The following is a 22695-nucleotide window of genomic DNA, read 5'->3' on the forward strand; positions in this document are numbered from 1 at the left end:
CTTACACCCCCAGTTTCCCCTTTGTCAGCGGTTCGCCGTTGTACTCCCTGAAGCGCTTCAGGGAAACGGTCAGGTCGCGGGTGAAGGCGAAGTAGCCGATCTGGGTCTTCCGGCAGAGGTTCATCGCCATGTCATAGAGGCCGCGGGGGTCGGGCCGCGCCTCGCCGAGCCAGATGTGGAAGATGTTGCCGCCGTCCACGATCGGGAAGAAGACGTGCTCGATCTCCATCCTCTTCGTGAGAGGGACGTCTGCACCCGGCGCGACATGGGTGCCGTTCGTGTAGTAGACAGGAAGATCGCGGGTGTTCCCGCAGTCAGCGACGGCGGTCTCGACGTCGCCCTGCATCACCGCAAGGGCCGCCTCGCGGAAGTGGTCGTCGAGCATGTCGGCGACCGCGAAGCGCTGGCCCGTCGTCTCCGCGGGCGTCCGCGCCAGGGCGAGGGTCATCCCGGTCTTCTCCGAGATCTCGCGGGCATGGAGTTCCATCTCGGTCATCGCACGCACGGCGAGTTTGAATGCCTTCTTGCTCTCGTGGATCTGCTGGCCTGTGTGGTGCTGGACCATCTCGTTCACGCCGACGACGCCGATCGTGTAGACCAGACTGTCGAGGTCGACGGCCACCGCACCCCTCTCGCCGGTGTTCGGGTCTTTCGGCCGCTGCATCGCAAAGGGCATCCGGCCGTTCGTCCGGATCGTCTCCATCCACCGTCTCTTGATCTGGAAGACCTCCGCGGCGACGTCCATGAGGGCCTTCAGTTCGGCAAAGAGGCGCTCATCGTCACCTTCGGCACGGTACGCCGCCCGCGGGCAGTTGACCGAGACTACCTGCCAGGAACCCATCGAGAAATGTTTTGCGTCCCTGAAATAGAGTTTGTCCTCGAAAGAATCGTCTTTCTCGATGGTGGAGGAGAACTGGTAGGCGCAGCACTGGTAGCACGAGATCCCCTTCCCGGCACCCCTGTATGGGGGGAGCTGGTTGTCATAGTAGGGCGTGCCGAACTTGGAGGCGAGTTCGAAGGTGAGCAGGTAGAGGTCGCGGTACGTGGGAAGGTCGGGGTGCTGCCTGTTGAACTCCTCGTCCTCCTCCATGAAGTCGGGCTCGATGGAGATCTCGGGCTTGGGGAAGGAGAAGGGTTTGCCCCAGTAGTCGCCCTCCAGCATCACCTCGATGAGAGCCTTGAAGAGGAGGCGGACCTCGCGCTCGAACTCGCCGTAGGTCCGGAGGGGCGCCTGGGTGCCGTCCCAGACCTTGCCCTTGTACACGCAGGGCTTGTCCCGCCAGAGGGTCGGGACGCCCGGCGAGAGCTGCACCGAGGAGAAGACGAGCTGTCCGCCGCGGGCGACCATCATCTGGGTCATCTCGTAGACGAACATCTGCATCAACTGTTTCATCTCGCCGTACTCCATCCCCTCGAGATACGGGGAGAGGAAGGTGAGGAAGTTGTAGTAGCCCTGGCCACCCGCAAAGTTCGTCTGCGCGCTCCCGAGTGCCTTGACCGCGTGAAGGACGGCGACTTCGGCACGCTTTGCCGGGCCGGCGACCGAAGCCTTCGTGCCGTTGCCGTCAGGCATCAGGCCGTAATAGAAGAAGTAACGGAGGTCCCAGTCCTGGCAGTTGTGCACGAGCAGGCCGTCAGAGGCATAGAAGGTGTGGCTCTCCTCCGAACCGTCGCCGTCCAGGAAGAGGTCATAGACATACTCGCCCGAGGGCGCGACCTCACCTATGGCAACGACCTCCTCGTTGCGGGGCGTGCGGGCGATCGGGTTCACTGCGGCACAGAAGCGGTCGACGTGCTCCTGCCTGTCGTCGAGGAACCTGGCCCACTTCGCGAAGGTCCTGATATTTGCCGATCCGTTGAGCTGGAGGCGGTAGAGGGTCGTGCGGTCCTCCTCGGCGTAGAGTTCGACGACCTGCGGGTGCATCCCGAGGGAGGAGAGGAGAAGAGAGAGTTCCTGCCGCAGGGAGGCCGAGACTGTGGTGTAATTGACGATGCAGTCCGACTTCTCAGGCCTGTAATACGCGGACCCGTCGCCGGTGAAGAGTGCCGAGAGGAACTCCGTAAGAAGGGCGTCGTCCAGGTGCCAGACAAGCCAGGGCAGGCGCTTCTTCGCCGAACCCTCAGGAATGGCAAAGACGTACCTGAAGAGGAGCCATCCGAGTTTCCCACCGAAGTAGACCTGCATCGCCCGGTCATGCTCGACCCTGACACCATAGATTTCGGTCACGTCGGGCGTGCCGCCTGAAAGGGTCGCATAGCCCCCGAGCACCGCCCTGACATCGGCGAAGACCGCCTCAGACTGATGGTTCTCGGTGATGGCAAGGTTGTAGGTGCTGCCCGGCACGACGTCGTAGTTCCCCTCGGAGACAAAGAAACCGAGGAGACGGCAGAGGGCCGGGGTGACAGGCAGGACGGCCGGGAGGTCGTGCTCGCTGCCGGCGACGCCGACCCGCAGGTCGCTGTAGTCGACGACGCCGTAGTGGTCGCAGAGTTTCCTGAAGACCGTGAGGGGCATGGTGCCGCGGGTGAACCACTCCTTATGGTGCTCGATGCCGAGGGCGCGGGATATCCCGGTATAACTCCCCTCGGCCTCTGAGAGGCGGTCGAAGATAGGGCGTGCACCCCGCACCGAGACCGTCTTCAGGTATTCGGGGGGTACGGATGCGGAGAGTTCCCTGATCAGGTCGACCGTATCGACGGACTCGCCGCGGAGTGACAATGTCTCGTCAGGGCCATAGAGCAGGTCGCCCTCCTGCACCTCGCCGGCCTTTGTGATCTGCATCGTCCCGTCTGCCAGAACAGGGATCCTGTGCTCCCGCGTGACGCGGAGGGTCTTACCGGTGGCCGTGCGGATGCGGAGCATCTCGCCCTCCCCGACCAGGCGCCTGGTGACCTTCTGCACCGACCTGTAGCCCTGCGGGGTGAGGGCGGCGAGGTCGGCCGGGAGATATGCGTCGCCGTCAAGAGGCAGTTCGTCCAGCCGCATCGTCAGGTGCCGGCCGGAGACGCGGAAAGGAACGACCGTGCTCCCGTCGAGGCAGAAAGGGCGCGTACCAAAGTATTCCAGGTCATGGATATGGAGGTCGCCCGCGAGGTGGCGGTCGGCGAGTTCGGGCGGGAGCTGGAGGAGATACTGCTCCTTGGAGATCTTGTCGGCCTTCTTCTTGTGCGAGGTCTCGGCATTCTCCTGGAGGTTGGCATTGTCGTGGGCCTCGAAACCGCGGCCGACGTCAATGAGATGGGCGTCGAAGACCGGGGTGCCGACGCGTGTGCAGACGTTCCTGTACTGGACCATCCCCTTCTCCAGGAATGTCATATTCACGATCTCGCGGATCAGGGGGCCGGAGAGGGAACGGAGGCCCAGTTTCCTGATCCTCTCCTCGACCTCCTTTGCGATCTCCCCGGCCTGCTCGGACGTCGCCCCGCCGTAGCCGTAGAAGTCCTCGACCAGTTTTGTCTCCTTCTCGATCTGGGCGATGATCTTCGACCTGTCCCACTCGAAGATATGGCCCTCAGATGACCTGACCTTCGGGAGAGGGGGGAGGAAGACACCGTCAAGGGTCGCCTGCCGTGACGGGGAGGACCCGGGACTGTTCTTTCCGGGCATGCCCGAGCCCTGCCTCTTCTGCGTCTCCACCGTCACTCACCCGCGGCAATCCGGTCGACGACGTCTTCCCGCAGAAGGCCCTTCTCGAAGAGGTCGGAAGAGGTGTAAAAATCGTCTTCACCGCGCCGCAGGACAGGCGCCTCGTTCACGAAGACGCCGTTCACCCGGAGTTCGGTGAGGGATTCGGCTGAGGACATGTCCTCCTCGACGAAGGGGTGGCCCCGTGCCGTGAGATAGTCCTTCAGGAGTTCGCAGTGCGGACAGCATTCGAGAGTATATACGATGAATTGCGGATAATCAGCCATGAAAACACTCCCACGATCCTGGTTCAGGCGATCGGTTTAGCCCGTATAGTATCGGGATGATCCCATATGGATTGATCCCATAGGAATGGAAGACCTTCACTGTCAGAGAGAATCAAGTTTATGATTTCGTCCGATGGTGCTTTGTAGCATGGTTGCGATATAGTGGAGATACTATGGTGCGGGCTTTTGTCGCGATCGAACTCTCTGACGAGGTCAGGGAGAGCCTGCGCGCGGCGCAGGACCGGCTCCGCATGAGCACGGCCAGGCTGAGCCTGGTGGACCCGGCGCTGGCGCACATCACGCTCAAGTTCCTCGGCGAGGTGGAACAGGAGAAGGTCGGGGCCGTGGAGGACGCCCTGCGCGGCGTGCGGGGGAGGCCGTACGCCCTGACGGTCGGCGGCGTCGGCGGGAACAACCCCAGGCGGCCGCGGGTCGTCTGGTGCGCGGCGGATGACGGCGGAGAGACCGCACGTCTGGCCGACATGGTCGAAAAGGCCCTCGGTCCTCTCGGTTTCCCACGGGAGAAGCGGGCCTTCACGCCCCATGTCACCCTGGCGCGGGTGAAGGAGTTCGATCCGTCCCTGATCGAGGCAATTCAGGACCTTGCCGCGACCGGGATGGGCACCTGCACGATCAACCGTATCGTCCTGAAAAAATCGACCCTGACGCCGAAAGGCCCGGTCTACGAGACTCTGCTGGAGGTGCCTCTCGGTGAGGAATAAGGTCGAGGAGAGTGTGCTCGCCCGGATCAGGCCGATGCCGGGAGAGGAAGATGAGATCCTCGGCGTCGCTGAGGAGATCATCGATGCGATCAACAGGTCGGGAAGGGCCGAGGCGATGCTCGTCGGTTCGGTGGCGCGGGGCACCTGGGTGCGGGGCGATCGCGACCTCGACATCTTCATGCTCCATGACCCGGCACTGCCCCGCGAGTACCTGGAGAAGGAGGGGCTCACCCTTGCACGGGACGTCGCAAAAAAGTTCGGGGAGAGCTGGCGGGAGAAATATGCCGAGCACCCGTACATCAACGCCACGATCCGGGGTCTCGACGTCGATCTGGTTCCCTGCTACAAGGTGGCGAGCGGGGCCGAGATCAGGAGCGCGGTGGACAGGACACCCTTCCACACCCGGTATATCAGGGAGAGGATCAGGCCGTTTGCCGACGATGTCCTCCTGCTGAAACAGTTCGCGAAGGCCGGCGGGGTCTATGGCTCCGACCAGATGACGGAGGGTTTCGCGGGCTATCTCTGCGAACTCCTGGTCCTGCACTATGGCGGCTTCACGCCTCTCGTGACGGCGGCGGCGCGGTGGAAGCCGGGCCTGTCCATCGATATCGAGCACCACGCGGTGCGCGAGTTCTCCGAGCCGATGATCGTCGTCGACCCGGTGGACCCGAAGAGGAATGTGGCGGCTTCCGTCTCGATCACCCAGATGTTCTCCTTTGTGGAGCTCTGCCGGGGGTACCTGGAGATGCCGTCGGAGACTTTCTTCTTCCCGCCCCGCCGCGAGGCGCTCGACAGGGAAGGTTTTGACGCAGAGCGTGCACGGCGGGGGACGAAACTGTACGCGGTCTCGTTCGCGACGCCGCCCTTCATCCCGGACGTCGTCGTCCCGCAACTCCGCCGGAGTCTGGACGGCATCCGCGCCCTCCTCGAACGCTCGGGCTTTGTGGTGAACCGGGCCGAGGAGGCGATGGGGGAGGAGAGATGTATCCTCGTCTTCGAACTTTTCTGCGACGATATGCCGGGGATCGTGCGGCACTTCGGCCCGCCTGTCTGGAGCCGGGAGAATGCGGCGAAGTTCGCCGCGAAGTGGCGTGAAGAGGAGCGGTTCGCCGGGCCGTACATCGAGGACGGACGCTATGTCGTCGAGATCGCCCGGAAGTACACGCGGGCCGCCGACCTCCTCCGGTCGCCAGAGGTGCTCGGCGTCGGCCTGGGCAAGCACGTCAAGAAGGCGATGGACAACGAGTGGCAGGTGCTCGAAGGGACGGCGTGCTGGGACGAGGAGTTCGCCGCCTTCCTCACCGCGTTCCTCCGGAAGGAGACGGCCCTGACCGGGGTCCTCAGGGAGATCTCCTGAGAAGGGTCCGGGCGATGGTTCTCAGGTGAAAATTTCTCTTTTTTTCCGGTGAAAGGGGCGGGACAATGTCCCCCCTGACAGAGCTCACAGGGCATGCCTGTCATCATCTCTGACGATCGCAGAGAGTACCAGCGAGAGTACCGAGAGGATAAGCCCGATAGAAATCGTGACGTGGAACCCGGCAAGGAAGGTTGCGGAGTCAAGGTCGGTGAATGACACCAGACCGTCGGAGGCCGTTATGAAGGTGAAGATCGTTGCATACAGGGCTGTTCCGAGTACACCGCCGAGGTAGACGGTGGTGATCATGAGCGAGGATCCGGTCCCCTCCTCGCCTTCAGGGGCGCATTCAATAATCTTGCTCGATGCAGGCCCGCCGGCAATCCCGAAGGCTGCGCCCATCAGTACAAGGGCGAAAAGCAGAGGGACAACTCCTGCTTCAGGGACATATGTGGCGAAGATGCAGTTGAAAACGATGATCACCAGGCACGCGGCGACAACAAAACCCCTGCGGCCGTACCTGTCAGACAATCTGCCGAACGTGATGCCGAGGAGGGCTGTGATCGCCGGGGGAATTAAGAGGTACATGCCGCTCGTTGCCATGGAAAACTCCATTTCCGCGGTGAGGTAGAAGGGCAGGAGGTACAGCACTCCCATATATACGACGTTGATGAGCAGAAATGCGGTCAGGACGGAAGTGAACTGCCATGTGCCGAAGACGCGGATGTTGATGAGGGGCGTTGGTGTCTTCAGTTCCCTGATAATGAAGAGCGATGCAAACAGGACGCAGAGTGTTGCGCAGACGAGGATCAGCGGGTCGGTTATGCCGAGGGCCGCGACTTCCTCAAGCACGAAGATGCCGGAGACCACTGCGCCAAAGAGCGTGGCAACTCCGGCAAAGTCGAACGGCGTTTTATCCTCTATCGGGTGATCTGTGGGGATGACCCTGGAGGCGAAGAGGATGCCGATGATCCCTATCGGGATGTTGATCAGGAAGATCCAGTGCCAGGAGAGATAGTGGGTGAGAATTCCTCCGATGGCAGGGCCTGCGGCAAAACCGATCGAATTCGCGGCAGTGAGGACGCCAAGAGCGATGCCAAGCATCCGCGGCGGAAGATATCTGACACAGAGGAGCGGCGCAACGGCGGCGATCATGGCGGCACCGATCCCCTGGACGATCCGTGAGGCAAGGAGGATGGGGAGGGCGGGGGAGAGACCGCAGGCGGCCGATGCGAGGGTGAATATGATGAACCCGCTGATGAAGATCATTTTCATGAGGCCGCGGTCTGCGATCTTCCCGAAGACGAGGAGGAAACCTGCCATCATGAGCAGATAGGTGATGATAACCCAGGCAATTGTCCCGATGTCTGTGTCGAAGTCTGCAGCAATTGTCGGGAGAGCGACGTTCACGATCGAGCCGTCGAGTCCGTCCATAATTGTGCCGAGAGCGACCGCCCCGAGGAGGAGTTTCTGGTGGAGGGGAACGGTGATTACAGATGTCATTACAGTATAGCGTGACGTGGAGAATTTCATATATACTTGGATAAAATCGACATTTACCCACACAGAACAGGATTTATCTCCCCGCGTACACTCTGCCGCGCCGGGGAGCGCGGGGTCGGCCAGGTGCCTGAGACGAGGCCCCGGGGAGGACTCCGTGCAGTCTGTCAACACCTCAAGCAGACCCATGACATGTCTTCAGGGGAAAGAGCACAGGTCAGGTGCCTTCCCCTATCTCGATACCACGCCGTCGAGGAAGTTGCCGAGGATCTCTCGGGAGAGATGGTCCATCTCCTCCTCCCATCCTCGTGCATAGGCGACGACGGCACCGGCAGAAAAACCCGCCCTCTGGAGGTCGGCGCCGTACTCGTCGGCCATCTTTTCGAAGGTTCCGACAGTCATCTCCGGGTGGAACTGGAGGCCGTAGGCGTTCCTGAACCTGAAGGCCTGATTCCTGCAGGACGCCGAAGTGGCGAGGAGGGTCCCGCCGCGGGGAACAGCGAAGGTGTCGCGGTGCCACTCGAGGGTGGGGAAGGACCGCGGCACGCCTGCAAAGAGAGAGTCCTGCCGGCCCTCCCGCGTGAGGGAGAGGGTGTGCACCCCAAACTCGGGGAGAGGTGCACGGGTCACCGGGGCGCCGAGAGCCTTGGCAAGGATCTGACCGCCGAGACAGAAACCGAGATACTGACCGCCCGCACGGACGTGCTCCCTGACCGCACGGTCGAGGTCGGCCAGATAGGGGTGGGTCTCCTCCTCGTAGACGTTCATCGGCCCGCCGAGGACGATCATGATATCTGCACGGCGGGGGACGGCGGCGCCTTCGTCCATCCGGACGATGGCTCCGTCAAGACCGTACTCTTCGAGGAGGGAAAGGAGGAGAGGGCCCGGGCCCTCGCCGCCGATGTGCTGGATAATAACTGCGTCTGTCACGTGGAAAACCTCGATAATCGCACGACCCCGGAAAGGGGAGGCGGCACGATCCGCCCTACCTCCATACCCCCCGGCGTTAAAAGAGGTTATCGGAGGGCTGCTTCGCCCTCCTCTCCGGTCCGAACCCTGATCACGCGTTCGACCGGTATGACGAAGATCTTGCCGTCGCCGATCTGGCCAGTCTTTGCGGCCCCCACGATCACGGCGACGACCTCGTCCACCTTCTCGTCAGGGACGACCATCTCGATCCTGGTCTTCGGGAAGAAGTCGACGACATACTCGGCGCCGCGCCACTGCTGCCTGACGCCCTTCTGTTCGCCCCGCCCCTTCACCTCGGAGACGGTCATGGATACCATCCCGATGGCTTCGAGGGCGGACTTGACGTCCTCGAACTTTGTCGGCCTGATGACCGCTTCGATCTTTTTCATCGCTCCACCTCTGTCGCAGGCTCTGTGGCCACGAAGTTCGGGTACGCCGACATCCCGTGCTCACCGATGTCAAGACCCTGGAGTTCCTCGGCTGCCGAGACCCGTATGCCCACGGTCGCCTTCAGGAGGCCGAAGAGGATAAGACCTGTGCCGAAGGCCCAGACGAAGCTGACTGCAACCGAGAGCGCCTGCACGGCAAAGAACCCCACATTGCCGTACAGGAGGCCGGTCACGCCGCCATAGGTGCCGTCGGCGAAGAGGCCGAGGGCCAGGAGGCCCCAGGCGCCGTTGAAGCCGTGGACCGCGATCGCACCGACCGGGTCGTCGACATGGAGAACCCAGTCCAGGAACCAGACGCCGGCAACCACCAGGAGACCGGCGACGATGCCGATCAGCACCGAGAGCTGCGGGCTCACCCAGGCACACCCGGCGGTGATGGCGACAAGGCCGCCGATCGCCGCGTTGCCCGACATCGAGACATCGGGTTTGCCGTGCCAGGCCCAGGTGGCAAGCATGGCGGTGACGAGAGACGCTGCCGCAGCCAGTGTGGTGTTTGCCGCAATGACCGAGATCCTGAGGCTGTCCGCAGCGAGTGTCGAACCGCAGTTGAAGCCGTACCACCCGAACCAGAGCACGAATACACCCAGGATGCCCAGGGTCACCGAGTGGCCGGGGATCGCACGGGGCGTGCCGTCCTTTGCATACTTCCCGATGCGGGGGCCGAGCAGGAGTGCACCGGCCAGGGCGAGCCAGCCGCCGAGGGCGTGGACCACGCCCGAACCCGCGAAGTCGAGGGCGCCAAGCCCCGCAAGCCAGCCGCCACCCCAGATCCAGTGACCGTAGACCGGGTAGATCACGGCCGTGATCACGGCGCTGGCGATGACGTAGGTCGAGAACTTGCACCTTTCTGAGACGGAACCCGAGACGATCGTGGCGGCGGTCGCCGCAAAGACCATCTGGAAGAACCAGGACTCGATGGTGGTGACATCATAGGCGTCGCCGAGCAGGAAGAATCCCGACCAGCCGAAGAGCCAGTTCATGCCCTCCATCGTGCCGTACATGACGGCAAAACCGACAGCCCAGTAGGCGAGGGCGCCGACGGAGAAGTCCATCAGGTTCTTCATCATGATGTTCGCCGCGTTCTTCGCCCTGGTAAACCCGGTCTCGACCATGGAGAACCCTGCCTGCATGAACATGACCATGAACCCGCAGACGAGGACCCAGATGAAGTCGAGGGCCGTTCCCGGATCCTCCTCAAGAGTCGCCGTCCCGTCGGGGTCTGCTGCCAGGGCAGGGACCGCACAGAGTCCCAGACAGGCGACGACCAGAAGCGCCAGAATGTTTTTTCCCACATACATGGTTTTTCACTGCTCCCATACTCGAGGAGATGGAACAATGTTTCCACCACACAATTATAAACTTAACCCAAGGGCGCGAGGGACAGCGCCCCGGAACCGCGACCGAAGGGCATGACAGGAGGGAAAATCACGAAAAGAAAAGAGATGCAGGAGAATGTAGCGCCTATAAGGGATTTATTCTCGCAGAAGGCCGACATAGGAGATAATTTTTGACATCGGACCACCCTAATCGGATATAATCGCGATGCGCCCGATAGGAGGGGTTCGATGCGATGGGGCCGCCTCGCCCATGCCGGTTCTCCATGGGCGAACCCGCGATCATCACCCTCACGCGGTGGAGGGCCTGAAGACCTACCGGGCGATTTTCTCCAGGGCGCTCTCGATCCTCTCGACCCTCTGTTCGGTCTCCTCCAGCGCCTTTGCGATGCGTTCGAGGTACTTTTTCAACCACCCGAGGACGACCAGCATCACCACCAGTGCCGCAAGATAGTGGAACAACAAGGGGACTGACCAGATATTGATAGAGAGAAGGCCGCCGACGAGCAGGGCCATAAAGTACGCCCCGCAGAAGAGCATCGCCGTCCCGACGACCAGTGTTGCAACCTGACGATATTCCATGGACTCACCTGATGCCTCCGGGACCGGGGTGCATTCACAGAGGCTCTCTCACCTGAATGGGGACGGGCACATCATAATCGTTTCGTGGAGGGATGGAGAATCCCCCATGACCGGAGTGATCTCTCCTCCCTGATCTCATGGAGCGATAGTGCGAACCCACCGCCTTCCCCATACTGTCTGCCGGGGGCCACTCGAAGACTTCGCCTTATCATGCTCCCTTCGATCGTACCTCGAAAGCCTTCGGCTTTCTCACGCTCGTTCCCCGCTCAGGATTGAGTCAGGGAAGAGCAAAGAAGGGATCCAGAAGAGGGGATTGCCATCCCCCCTCTATCCCAATGTGGGGGGTGCGAGCGTCAGCGAGCATGAGAAATACGGGAAAATCGAAGATTTTCCTGTTCTGGCAAATCTTTGATTTGCCGTTGACCGTAGGTTTTCGAGACCGGGGGGTGAAACCCCCCGGCACAGGCACGCCAGAACGAAATTCTCCATTACGTGATCGTTCTCCGGGAGGACGCCGCAGATCCCCCGGGGAAAAAATGTCCGGGACTGTGCAGCAAAAAAAGTGCGACCCCGCCCTACTCCTGCCGGCCCCGCGCCAACTTCCTCTTTGCCAGGGCCTCGACCTTTGCAAGGTCTGCCTCGCCGTCCACCACGAGAAGTCCCGAAGCGACCGCACCGGCGACAAAGCCCCGGCCGGCATCGGTCCTGACGAGCAGGGTCGAGTAGCCCTTCGGGCTCCCGACAGCCCCGGCCGAGATGTCGGCGTGGACCGCGGCAAAGTCGGTGCAGTGCCGGCACCCCTCGGGGATGCAGCCCTCCAGGTCGGCGAGGGGGATCGTCTCCGTGCCGCCGCCGAGACGGGTGACCTCCAGGTGCCCTTTCACGTCCAGGCGACCGACCTCCCAGGGCTCGATCCCGAGGTCGCCCCGGATCTTCCCCTCCATCAGTGCTGCGTAGTCGAAACTCTCCGTGCAGAAGAGGCCGACAAGCAGGCGGATCGCCCGGGCGTACGGCCCGTGGAGGTCGAAACCGCTCGTCCGGATCAGTGCGACGGCCTCGGCCGCACAGGGCACCGCCACCACCGCCACCCGGCGGTACTTCCGCACAACCACCGCCTCCTTCAGGGCGGCGAGGAGAGGCACCCACCAGTTGTACCTGCTCCCTGCCTGGGCGACGAGCGCCTCGCGGTCGGTGATCACCACCGACTGCGGCTTTCTTGTCCAGCGGTCCTCCGAGACCGTGACCACCGCGTCGACGAGGCCGGCCTCCAGGGCATGGACCAGGATCGCCGTCACCGCACCGCCGCTCTGCTTGCCCGGCACCGGGAAGGTCGCCCGCGCCGAGACCGCCGAGATATAGTCGCCCAGGGGTTTTGCCGGGTCGGCGCCGTCGCCGACGCGGGGACACGCCAGGTAGCAGGCACCGCACGGCACATCGTCGCACTCCATCTTGCAGTAACTCGACGACACAGGGTGGCCATGCGCATTCTCCGGGAATGAGAGTGCATCGGCCGGGCAGACCGCGATGCAGGCACCGCAGCGTGCACAGCGGCCGGTCTCCCAGACCTCGGCTTCCAGGTCCTTGTAACTCTTTTCCGCCATCTCTCTCACTCCCACGTGTATTTCCCGGCAAAGGGCCTGGTACTCGCAGGGCCGATCCGGGTATAGTCGCCGGCAAGGATGGCCTCGGCGTCGGCCCCGAAGTATCGGCAGTACTCCTCGACAAGGGGCCTGATCCGGGCGCGGTCCTCCTCCCCGAAGGGCATCCTGACCGCCCCGACCGCCAGGCAGCGGTCCTCCACCTCACCCCTGATGAAGACCTCGCCGCCGTGGATCCCGCTCGCAAGCCCGCGCTCGGCAAAGGGGCCGACAGCGTTCAGGCGGAGAAGGAGGATCGCCCCCCCGGCCATGTGCTCGCCCAGGAACGGCCTGGCATCGCCGCCGACGACCAGGTACGGCCTCTTCTCATGATAGGCCTTCATGTGGATCCCGCCGCGGTAGCCGATGTCGTCCCTGACAAAGACCTTCCCGCCACGCATCGAGTGGGCGACGGCGTCCCCGGCGCTCCCGTGGATGACGATCGTCCCCGCCTCCATCGTATTTCCGGGCGCATGGTCGGCATTGCCGTGGACGACGACAGTCGGCCCCCGCATGAACATGCCGAGGTCGCCACCCGGCACCCCGTTGACGGTGATCGTCACCTCACCCACGAGACCGTCCGCTATGAAACGCTGGCCCAGGACATTGTCGAGGACGATCTCGGTCTCGCCTGCGGCCACCACCGATCTCACCTCTTTGTTCAGGGGCGTGTAGTGCACCCCTGCCGCATCGATATGGGTCGCCATTCTCACGCCCCCACCGTCTTGACGTCCAGCACCTGCAACAGCCCCTCGTCGAGCATGTAGCCCCGCAAACGGTCGCGGTTGCCCCGCAGACTCTCGATCGCATTGATCCCGGCCGCCCCCATCAGTTCGGAGATCTCCATCGTCCAGGCATGGATGAGGTTGGCCACATGCTCCCCTTCCCGCACCGGGTCGAGGCGGGCGATCAGGTCAGGACGCTGGGTGGCGATCCCCCAGGGGCAGAGGCCGCGGTAGCAGTTGCCGCAGACCCGGCAGCCCATCGCCACCAGGGCCGAGGTGCCGATATAGACAGCATCGGCGCCGAGGGCGATCGCCTTCGTCACGTCGGCGGCATTCCTGAGGCCGCCGCTCGCGATGACCGAGACCTCGTTCCTGATCCCCTGGGACCGGAGTTTCTGGTCGACGGCCGAGATCGCCGCCTCGATCGGGATGCCCACGTGGTCGCGGAAGACCTTCGGGGCCGCGCCCGTCCCGCCGCGGAAACCGTCCACGACGACGGCGTCGGCGCCCGACCGCGCGATGCCGGCCGCGATCGCGGCGGCGTTGTGGACCGCGGCGATCTTCACGAAGACCGGTTTCTGCCACTCTGTCGCCTCCTTCAGGGAGCGGACGAGTTGCGCGAGGTCCTCGATCGAGTAGATGTCGTGGTGAGGCGCCGGACTGATCGCGTCGCTCCCCTCCGGGATCATCCGTGTCCGGGAGACGTCCGGGCCGACCTTCTCGCCGGGGAGGTGGCCGCCGATGCCGGGCTTCGCACCCTGGCCGATCTTGATCTCAATGGCCGCACCCCTGTTGAGGTAGTCGATGTCCACGCCGAAACGGCCGGAGGCCACCTGCACGATCAACCGTTTCTGGTACGGGTAGAGTGCCGGGTGCATCCCGCCCTCGCCCGTCCCCATGAAGGTCCCGGCCGCGTGCGCGGCCCGCGCCAGGGCGAGTTGCGCGTTGAGAGAGATCGCCCCGTAACTCATGTGCCCGATCATGATCGGCGTCTCGATCATCAGGTTCGGGGCGAGTTTTGTCTCCAGTTCGACCTCGCCAGCCTCCGTCCTCCTGAACGCGAGCTTCGAGGGCTTTTTCCCCAGGTAGGTCCGCAGCTCCATCGGCTCCCTGAGGGGGTCGATGGAGGGGTTCGTCACCTGGCAGGCGTCGAGGAGGAGACGGTCGAAGATCGAGGGGAGGGGCAGGGCATTGCCCATCCCGGCAAGGATGATCTTCCCTGTCCGCGCCTGGTTGTAGATCGCCTCCCTGGCCTCGGGCGTCCAGAGAGGGTGAGACCTGTAGTCCACCGGGTGCTCCACGAGCGAGATCGCGTCCCGCGGGCACATGGCGATGCACCGGTGACAGGCGGTGCAGTTCCGGGAGACGGCGACGATACGGTCGCCCTCCTTCCGGAACGTCCCGTATGGACAGTTCTCGATGCACCGCCCGCACTCCATGCACCTGTCGTGGTCGATCGTGATCTTGTATCGCAGGGGCACGCTCCCGATCGCCATCAGCGGACCCTCCCGATGACAGGTTCCCCGGCCCGCGGCATCCACACCCGATCCAGTTCCGGGGCGATCCGCCGTATCGCCGCCTCTTCGGAGGAGATGTACATCCTGTCCCCCTCCTCCGCGGCGACGAGAGGCCGCAGCTTGATCCGGTCGGTGAAGCCGGCGATGCCGTCGCGGTTTGCGACGACGATCGCAAAGGGCCCGTTCATCATCGCCGAGCCGTAGGTGAGGCGGATGGCGCGGTTGAGCTCCCGCTCCTTTTCGGGCATGCGGTCGATCTCGTCCCAGAAGGGCGGGGCCAGGGCACGCACCGCGAGTTCCTCGTCGAGGCCGTGCTTCCGGGCAAGGAGGTCGACGAGATAGGCGACAACCTCGGTGTCGGTGAACATCGTGCACTTGTAGCCATAGCTCTCGATGTACCGCCGGTTCGTGCCGTAACTTGTGATCTCGCCGTTGTGGACGACGCTCCAGTCCAGGAGGTTGAAGGGGTGGGCGCCGCCCCACCAGCCGCGGGTGTTGGTCGGGTACCTGTTGTGGGCGAGCCAGATGTAGCCCTTGTAGTCCTGGATGCGGTAGAAGTCGGCGACGTCCTCCGGCCACCCCGCGGCCTTGAAGACCCCGATGTTCTTCCCCGACGAGTAGATCAGCGCCCCCCGCATCGTCGTGTTCACCTTCATCACCAGGTAGGTGACGATGTCGTCCTCAGGCGACGGCGTCCCTGTCATGAGGGTGGGGTCTGGCCTGAAGAAGTAGCGCCAGGGGGTATGGATCTTCCTCAGGTGCGGCTGCTCATAGGTCGGGATCTCCTCGTCGTGGACGATGGTCCCCCAGGTCTCGAGGAGGGCGTCCACCGGGGCCTTTGTCTCCACGATGTTGTCGAAGAAGACATGGATTGCATAGCAGTCGGCGAACTCGGGGTAGACGCCGTAGGCTGCATACCCCGCACCTTCCCCGCTGCCGCGCTCGTCCATCATCGAAAGCGCGTCCCTGATCCGTGCGCCGTCCATCACCGCTCCCGAGCGGTCGACGACGCTGATGATTCCACACATGGTCTACTCCACCACTGCCAGGTGTCCTCTGGCGGCGGCTGTCGCAAAAAGGTGTACCCAGTAGCCATATATACTATTGGGTGGAACCATGTTTCCATTATGCCAGCCGACGAGGTATCAGCACTTCTGGAGAGAATCGAAAGGGACAACGTCAAATTCATCCGCCTGCAATTTTCCGACCTTCAGGGCCAGCCGAAGAACGTGGCCATCCCGCCCGTCCAGGCTGAGAAGGCCCTGACCGATGGGATCTCATTCGACGGGTCGTCGATCGAAGGCTTCGCCCGGATCGAGGAGTCCGACATGGTGCTGAAGCCCGACCCGGCGACCTACACCCTTCTACCCTGGCGGAAGGACGAGGGGCGGGCGGCCCGTTTCATCTGCGACGTCTACATGCCGAACAAGAAACCTTTCGAGGGCGACCCGCGGTATATCCTCAAGCAGGTCGTCGCCGACGCCGCAAAGGACGGGTTCGAGTTCAACACCGGCCCTGAACTCGAGTTCTTCCTCTTCAAGATGGTCAACGGCAGGCCGTCCCTGGAGTTCCAGGACCGCGGCGGTTACTTCGACCTCGCCCCCACCGACCTTGCCGAGGACGTGCGCCGGGACATCGTCCTGGCCCTGACCGAGATGGGCTTCACCATCGAGGCCTCCCACCACGAGGTAGCCGAGAGCCAGCACGAGATCGACTTCAAGTACGGCCCGGCCCTCCAGACTGCCGACAATGTCGTCACCTTCAAGTTCGCCACGAAGACGATCGCCCTCCAGCGCGGCCTCCACGCCACCTTCATGGCAAAGCCCATCTACGGGATCAACGGGAGCGGCATGCACACCAACTGTTCCCTCTTCAAGGACGGGCAGAACGCCTTCTACGATCCCTATGCACCCCTCGAACTCTCGGAGACGGCCCTGCACTTCATCGGCGGCGTCCTGAAGCACGTCCGCGGCATCACCAGGCTTGCGAACCCGACGATCAACTCGTACAAGCGCCTGGTGCCAGGCTACGAGGCACCGGTCTACATCTCCTGGAGCGCCTCGAACAGGACGGCCCTCTGCCGCGTCCCGGCGCCCCGCGGCAAGTCCACCAGGATGGAACTCCGCAGCCCGGACCCGACCTGCAATCCCTATCTCACCTTCGCCTGCATCCTGGCCGCGGGCATGGACGGCGTGAGGAACAAGATCGAACCGCCCGCGAGCACGAAGTTGAACATCTTCGAACTCACCGAGGTAGAAAGGGAGGAGGCGGGCATCCACACCCTGCCGGGCACCCTCCTCGAAGCGAACCAGTACCTCCAGGAGGACGAACTCCTCTGCAATGTCCTCGGCCACCATGTGGTCGAGAACCTCGACCGGATCACGAAGATGGAGTGGGACTCCTTCAGGACGACGGTTCACCCCTGGGAGATCGACCAGTACTTCTACAAGCAGTGAAGGGTCGGGACCACCACTGTTTTTTTCCGGCATGTGTCCAGAGAGGGCGGGAGCGATAGGCCCCGCGCTCCCTGCTCCGGGCCCGACACATTATTACGCCATTTCAGGCACCATTTTTCTTAAAGAGCCTTTCACAACCGACAGATCATCTCCCCGGCACTATCTCGCGTCACAGGGGAGAGATTATGACGGCGCAAAACTCTCTTCCGGGAGATAAGATTTATCAAGGCGCGTCCAGAAGTTCAATAAGTTAAAGAGATTTAACAAACGCAACGATCATATATCAGACCCCATTTTGAGATCAAATTTGAAATCTGAGTTCCCCAGTATCTTTTTTCAGGGTTAAAGGCGTACCTCACCACCATACACTTTAAAGAACTGATTGAACCATGTCGAGAAGTAAAACACGTTTGAAAAAGGATGCGACCATGATGGTCGTTGCCATCGGCCTTCTCTGCCTGATGGCGATGCCCGCGGCCGCGGAAGACACAGGCCTCGGGGCCGCGGTCGACGCCCCCGACCTCGTATGGACGACCGGCAACAATGTCGATTGGACGGTCGATACCGAACACGCCGTGACAGGCGGGAGCTCGGCCCGGAGTGGCACAGTCTCAGGATTCGTCGGAGACTCCGAGATCAAGACCACAATTACCGGACCTGGCACCCTTTCCTTCTCCTGGAATACTTCGTGCTCTGATAGCAGTTCATTGAGCTTTGCCCTTGACGGAGCAAAGTTAAAGGAGATCAAGGGGACGGAAAACACCTGGAAAAAGGAATCAGTTCCTGTTTCCGATGGCGAGCATAACCTCACGTGGCACTTCCACAAAATGGGTTCAGCAGGCGATGACTGCGGATGGCTTGATGCAGTCACCTTCACACCCGGCGCACTCCCCGAGTACACGCTCGGTCAGGCTCTCGACGCTGAAGACCTCGCATGGACCACAGGCGGCGACGCCAACTGGAGCGTCAATATCCAGGACGGGGTGACCGACGGGAACAGCGCCAGGAGTGATGCACTCTCCAGTTCTGAGTCCACCTGGATCAAGACCACAGTCACCGGCGCCGGAACCCTCTCCTTCGACTGGAAGGCGAACATCCAGAACTTCACCACATCACAGGGCATTCTGGAGTTCTCCATCGACGGCGCGACCTCTTCTGGCGGGAACTACAGGAATACCACGGCGACAATAGACTGGACGCACGAGTCCTTCGACCTCGATGAGGGCGAGCACACCCTGCAGTGGACCTATGCAGCCAAGATGAGCGACATGCCCGAGAACGGCGGATGGCTCGACAACGTCACCTTCACCTCTGCAAAACCTCCTGAGCCCCCGAAGTCCACCCTGGGCGAGGCCGTGGACGCTCCCTCCCTCACCTGGACCACAGGCGGCGACGACGACTGGACCGTCGAGGACGGCAACGGCGTCGGCGGCAGCTGCGCCATGAGCGGTCAGGCCCTCTATTGCTGTGACGGTTCCTGGATCGAGACCACCGTCACCGGTCCCGGCACCCTCACCTTTGCCTGGAATGTCTCGTCTGGCTACGACGAGAGCGACGACCTCAATGATCCCACGTACTCGGACCTCCTCCGTTTCTCCATCGACGGTGCGACGCAGAAGAACATCGCCGGGGAGGACTTCACCTGGACCGGTGAGACCTTCGAAATCGGTGAAGGCGCTCACACCCTCAGGTGGACCTACCTCGACGGCAGCGGTGATTCCGCCGGCAAGGACTGCGGCTGGCTCGACAACGTCGCCTTCACCCCGAAGCCGGTTCCCGTCCCCACCACCCTGAAGGAGGCCCTCGACGCCCCGGACCTCGCATGGGTGAACACCGGCGACAAGGACTGGACAGTCGAGGTCGGTGACGGCATCGGCGGTGGTTGCGCCCGGAGCGGCACATTTTCCGCCGATGAATGGGAAGTCGGCTTCTCGGACCTGCAGACAGGAGTCACCGGTCCCGGCACCCTGACCTTCTCCTGGAAGGTCTCGTGCGATGAATACTACGAAGCCCTCTATTTTGCCCTCGACGGCAAGGACCAGATGCAGATCGATGGACTGGACGAGACGTGGAAAGACGCGACATTCGAAGTCGGACCCGGGGAACACATCCTCAAATGGTCTTACTGGAAAAACAACTGGAATGGCGACGAATCTGACGGCAAAAGCTGCGGCTGGCTCGACAACGTCTCCTACACCCAGCATATCGCCACCGCCTTCACCGCCAACACTACCGCCGGAGACGCACCCCTCACCGTGCAGTTCACCGACCAGAGCACCGGTGCGATCACCGCCCGGCACTGGGACTTCGGCGACGGCACCACCTCTGAGGAGCAGCACCCGGTCCACATCTTTGATGTCGGCACCTACGACGTCTCCCTCACCGTCACCAGAGACGGGGTAGAAGACACCGTAACAAAAACCGGATACATCAGGTCCATCGGCGAGGTCACCCTCGCGGAGGCCCTCGACGCTCCTGATCTCGCATGGACCACCGGCGGCAACGCCACCTGGTCCCCGGTGAAGGGGCCGGAGTATGTCGACTACAGTGCCGGCAAGAGCGCCGGTGCGCTGACCTCGGGCCAGAAATCCTGGGTCCAGACCACTGTCGAAGGCCCCTGCACACTCACCTTTGACTGGAATGTGAACCCCGGCAAGGTTTCCGGAATGCCGCTGGGCAAGATGGAGTTCGCGGTCGACGACGCCGACCAGTACGACGACCTGTACAAGAAGATCCAGTTCAGCCAGTGGCGCCATGAGACCTACCCCATCGGCCACGGCGCCCACACCGTCACCTGGACCTACTCCACGTTGATGACCGACGCCGCGGAGAACGGTGGGTGGCTCGACAACGTCACCTACACCTACGGCGGCGGCGAACCTATCGCGGACTTCGTCACCAACGTGACCGAGAACCGCGGCATGGCACCCCTGACCGTGCAGTTTACCGACACCTCCACCGGCTTCCCGACCACATGGTCCTGGGACTTCGGCGACGGCAAAACCTCCGTTGAACAGAACCCGACCCATGTCTACGAGAACACGGGCGACTACACCGTCACCCTGACGGTCACCAACATCGTCGGGAGGAACTCCGACGGTACGGCCGTCCTCGGCACCGACACCGTGACAAAGACGGTGAAGGTCATCAAACTCATCTCGCTCGGTGAGGCCGTTGAGGCCCCAGAACTTACCTGGACAACCGGCGGCGACGTCGACTGGTTCACCGACCTCTACTGCGCCCTGACAGGCGGGAGTTCCGCGAGGAGCGGCGTCATCTCATCCAAGAGCAACGCCACCTGGATCGAGACGACGGTCACCGGCCCCGGCGTGCTCACCTTCAACTGGAATATCAACACCAGTTCCTCCACCTACTGCGGACTGCTGGTATTCTCGGCCGACGGGACCAGTGTCTCGCAGATCAAGGGGACGCAGCAGGGCAAATACTGGCCCGGCGTGTACTATGAAGTTCCGCCCGGAGAGCACGCCCTCAGGTGGACCTACACCAACGCGTATTACCACTCGTCACAACACTGCGGCCACCTCGACAACGTCACCTACACCTACGGTGCCATCCAGCCGACGGCCGCCTTCAAGGCCAATGTGACGCGGGCGATGGCCCCGGCGACGGTGCAGTTCAACGACACCTCGGCAGGGTGCCCGACCGCCTGGTCCTGGGACTTCGGCGACGGCGCAACATCAGACAAGCAGAACCCTGTCCACACCTTCGAGGAGGTCAGGGAGTACACCGTCACCCTGACGGTTACCAACGACGCCGGCACCAGCACCACGACGCAGACCATCACGCTCGTCCCCTTCGCCACCCTTCCTGAGGCCGTCGAGGCCCCCGACTTCGAGTGGTCCACCGGCGGCAACGCCCCCTGGTTCGTCGACGTCGACTGTGTCCACACCGGCACCACCTCGGCACGGAGCGGCGCCATCGGCGACAACCAGGAGTCATGGCTCCAGGCGAACATCACCGGCCCCGGCATCCTCGCCTTTGCCTGGAATGTCTCCTCAGAGCCCAGGCACGACTACCTGAGGCTCTTCATCGATGGCGAGGAGGAAAAGAACATCTTCGGTTACCCTGAAGACTGGACTGAAGAGGAGTACAGGCTCGGGTTCGGCACGCATGCCGTCAGGTGGGTGTACGAGAAGGACTCCACCTCCGCCATACTGGAGGACTGCGGCTGGCTCGACAACGTCACCTTCACGCCCGTCGACGACACCGACTTTGTCGGCAACGTGACGCGGGGCGAGGTCCCGCTCACCGTAGACTTCACCGGGTACACGACCGGCACCGCGACCCACTGGGCCTGGGACTTCGGCGACAAGGAATCGGCGGTCGGCAGGAACCAGACGCACACCTACACCGAGCCCGGCCTCTACAATGTCACTCTCATCGTGCAGAAGGACACCGCCCCTGAAGGGCAGATGGAAGTCAAGAAGGGCTACATCATGGTCACCCCGACCTTCGAGGATGCCCTCGACGCAGAAGGCCTCGCCTGGACGACAGGCGGCGACGTCCCCTGGTTCGTCGACGTAAACGAGACCTACATCCACGGCAGCTGCGGCCACACCGGTGCTATCAAACGCAGCCAGCAGTCATGGATCGAGACCACGGTCACAGGCCCGAAGAACCTCACCTTCGACTGGCAGGTCTCCTCCTATGACAGTTACTCGATGAAGTACTCCGACGTCCTCGCCTTCTCCATCGACGGCGAGATGCAGAAGGAGATTGCGGGCAAGGGCGACGGCTGGCAGGATATGCACTACACCCTGGAGAAGGGCGAGCACACCCTGCGGTGGACGTACGAGAAGCGTGCGTACAACTCCTATGGCGAAGACTGCGGATGGCTCGACAACATCACCCTCACCGAGATCGCCCCGGTGATCTCGTTCGCCCCGCTCAACACAACCGTTGCCGCCGGGACAGAGCGCAACGTCGCCATCGTCGTCGACCACTTCCCCGACGGCCTGAAGAACTATACCTTCACTGTCTCTCTCGATAACGACAACGCCCGGATCACCGACGTCTGCTTCGCCACGATGGGAGGCGCACAGTCACGTGAGGGTGTCCTGCCCGGCACCACCGTCACCATCTCCGCGACCGACGACGGCACCACCGTCGAGGCCGGAGCGGAGAACGTCGTCCTCGCCACCCTGAAGATCAGGGGCCTCACCGACGGCATGGTCGGGATCACGGCCAGCGACCCTGAGGTCTACGCGGACAACGGCGAAGAGACCCCCGTGGTCTGCAGACCGGGCACAATCGACGTCGTCGGCCTCTCGCCCCTCCCCGGGTACGTCAGCATCCCCGGCGACGGTGACGGCGACGGCCTCTTCGAGGACGTGAACGGCGACGGTACACTGGACTTCGGCGATATCAGCGCCTACTTCGAACACTTCGAGAGCATCACCTCGCAGAAGAACTCCCGGGTCTTCGATTACAACGGGAACGGCAGGATCGACTTCGACGACGTCGTGACCGTTCACCGGTACATGGAGACCGACAGAACATGAGACAGGTGGCTGGAGA

The 22695-nt window shown here is 62.7% G+C and carries 15 protein-coding genes; 4 read left to right on the forward strand and 11 right to left on the reverse strand.

Going from position 1 to position 22695, the window contains the following annotated elements; translation table 11 throughout:
- Position 1: 1 nt before the first annotated feature.
- Both nrdD and BP869_RS08400 read right to left on the reverse strand, forming a co-directional pair.
- Positions 2–3607, reverse strand: a complete 3606-nt coding sequence (gene nrdD, locus BP869_RS08395; RefSeq protein ID WP_342679132.1) for an anaerobic ribonucleoside-triphosphate reductase — start codon at positions 3605–3607, stop codon at positions 2–4.
- 32 nt (positions 3608–3639) lie between these two features.
- Positions 3640–3912, reverse strand: a complete 273-nt coding sequence (locus tag BP869_RS08400; protein WP_342678652.1) for a glutaredoxin family protein — start codon at positions 3910–3912, stop codon at positions 3640–3642.
- A 173-nt stretch (positions 3913–4085) separates the two neighbouring features.
- On the opposite strand from BP869_RS08400, the gene thpR reads away from it, so the two are divergent.
- Together thpR and cca are read left to right on the forward strand one after the other, a co-directional pair.
- Entirely contained in the window at positions 4086–4634 is a 549-nt protein-coding gene (gene thpR / locus BP869_RS08405; protein WP_342678654.1) for an RNA 2',3'-cyclic phosphodiesterase, read from the forward strand.
- On the forward strand, positions 4624–5991 hold the full coding sequence (cca, locus tag BP869_RS08410; RefSeq protein WP_342678657.1) for a CCA tRNA nucleotidyltransferase: 1368 nt from the start codon (positions 4624–4626) through the stop codon (positions 5989–5991). The genes thpR and cca overlap by 11 nt, the downstream gene beginning before the upstream one ends.
- An 84-nt stretch (positions 5992–6075) precedes the next feature.
- Here the strand turns inward: cca and BP869_RS08415 are convergent, their stop codons facing one another.
- The 9 genes from BP869_RS08415 to BP869_RS08455 form a co-directional block, all read right to left on the reverse strand.
- Entirely contained in the window at positions 6076–7491 is a 1416-nt protein-coding gene (locus BP869_RS08415; protein WP_342678659.1) for an MFS transporter, read from the reverse strand.
- Between the two features lie 228 nt (positions 7492–7719).
- Positions 7720–8418: a type 1 glutamine amidotransferase gene (locus BP869_RS08420; protein WP_342678660.1), complete on the reverse strand. Its 699-nt coding sequence runs from the start codon at positions 8416–8418 to the stop codon at positions 7720–7722.
- A gap of 86 nt (positions 8419–8504) precedes the next feature.
- Positions 8505–8846 carry a P-II family nitrogen regulator gene (locus BP869_RS08425; RefSeq protein WP_342678661.1) on the reverse strand — a complete coding sequence of 114 codons (342 nt, stop codon included), beginning with the start codon at positions 8844–8846 and terminating at the stop codon, positions 8505–8507.
- The gene (locus tag BP869_RS08430) at positions 8843–10204 is read right to left on the reverse strand and encodes an ammonium transporter (RefSeq protein WP_342678664.1); all 1362 of its coding nucleotides are present in this window, start codon (positions 10202–10204) and stop codon (positions 8843–8845) included. The genes BP869_RS08425 and BP869_RS08430 overlap by 4 nt, the downstream gene beginning before the upstream one ends.
- A 351-nt stretch (positions 10205–10555) precedes the next feature.
- Positions 10556–10822 carry a hypothetical protein gene (locus tag BP869_RS08435; RefSeq protein ID WP_342678666.1) on the reverse strand — a complete coding sequence of 89 codons (267 nt, stop codon included), beginning with the start codon at positions 10820–10822 and terminating at the stop codon, positions 10556–10558.
- Between the two features lie 575 nt (positions 10823–11397).
- Positions 11398–12423, reverse strand: a complete 1026-nt coding sequence (locus tag BP869_RS08440) for a Coenzyme F420 hydrogenase/dehydrogenase, beta subunit C-terminal domain (RefSeq protein WP_342678668.1) — start codon at positions 12421–12423, stop codon at positions 11398–11400.
- Positions 12424–12428: 5 nt separating this feature from the next.
- Positions 12429–13166, reverse strand: a complete 738-nt coding sequence (locus BP869_RS08445) for a hypothetical protein (RefSeq protein WP_342678670.1) — start codon at positions 13164–13166, stop codon at positions 12429–12431.
- Between the two features lie 2 nt (positions 13167–13168).
- Positions 13169–14680 (reverse strand): glutamate synthase-related protein, encoded by a 1512-nt coding sequence (locus BP869_RS08450; protein WP_342678672.1) that lies wholly within the window; start codon positions 14678–14680, stop codon positions 13169–13171.
- Positions 14680–15729, reverse strand: a complete 1050-nt coding sequence (locus BP869_RS08455) for a glutamine amidotransferase family protein (protein ID WP_342678674.1) — start codon at positions 15727–15729, stop codon at positions 14680–14682. Before BP869_RS08455 ends, BP869_RS08450 begins: the two co-directional genes overlap by 1 nt.
- A 99-nt stretch (positions 15730–15828) precedes the next feature.
- On the opposite strand from BP869_RS08455, the gene BP869_RS08460 reads away from it, so the two are divergent.
- Complete coding sequence (locus tag BP869_RS08460; RefSeq protein ID WP_342678676.1) at positions 15829–17157, forward strand: glutamine synthetase family protein; 1329 nt, start codon at positions 15829–15831, stop codon at positions 17155–17157.
- A gap of 428 nt (positions 17158–17585) precedes the next feature.
- On the forward strand, positions 17586–22679 hold the full coding sequence (locus BP869_RS08465; protein WP_342678678.1) for a PKD domain-containing protein: 5094 nt from the start codon (positions 17586–17588) through the stop codon (positions 22677–22679).
- Positions 22680–22695: the final 16 nt, after the last annotated feature.

The sequence above is a fragment of the Methanofollis sp. UBA420 genome (genome assembly GCF_002498315.1).
GTDB lineage: Archaea > Halobacteriota > Methanomicrobia > Methanomicrobiales > Methanofollaceae > Methanofollis.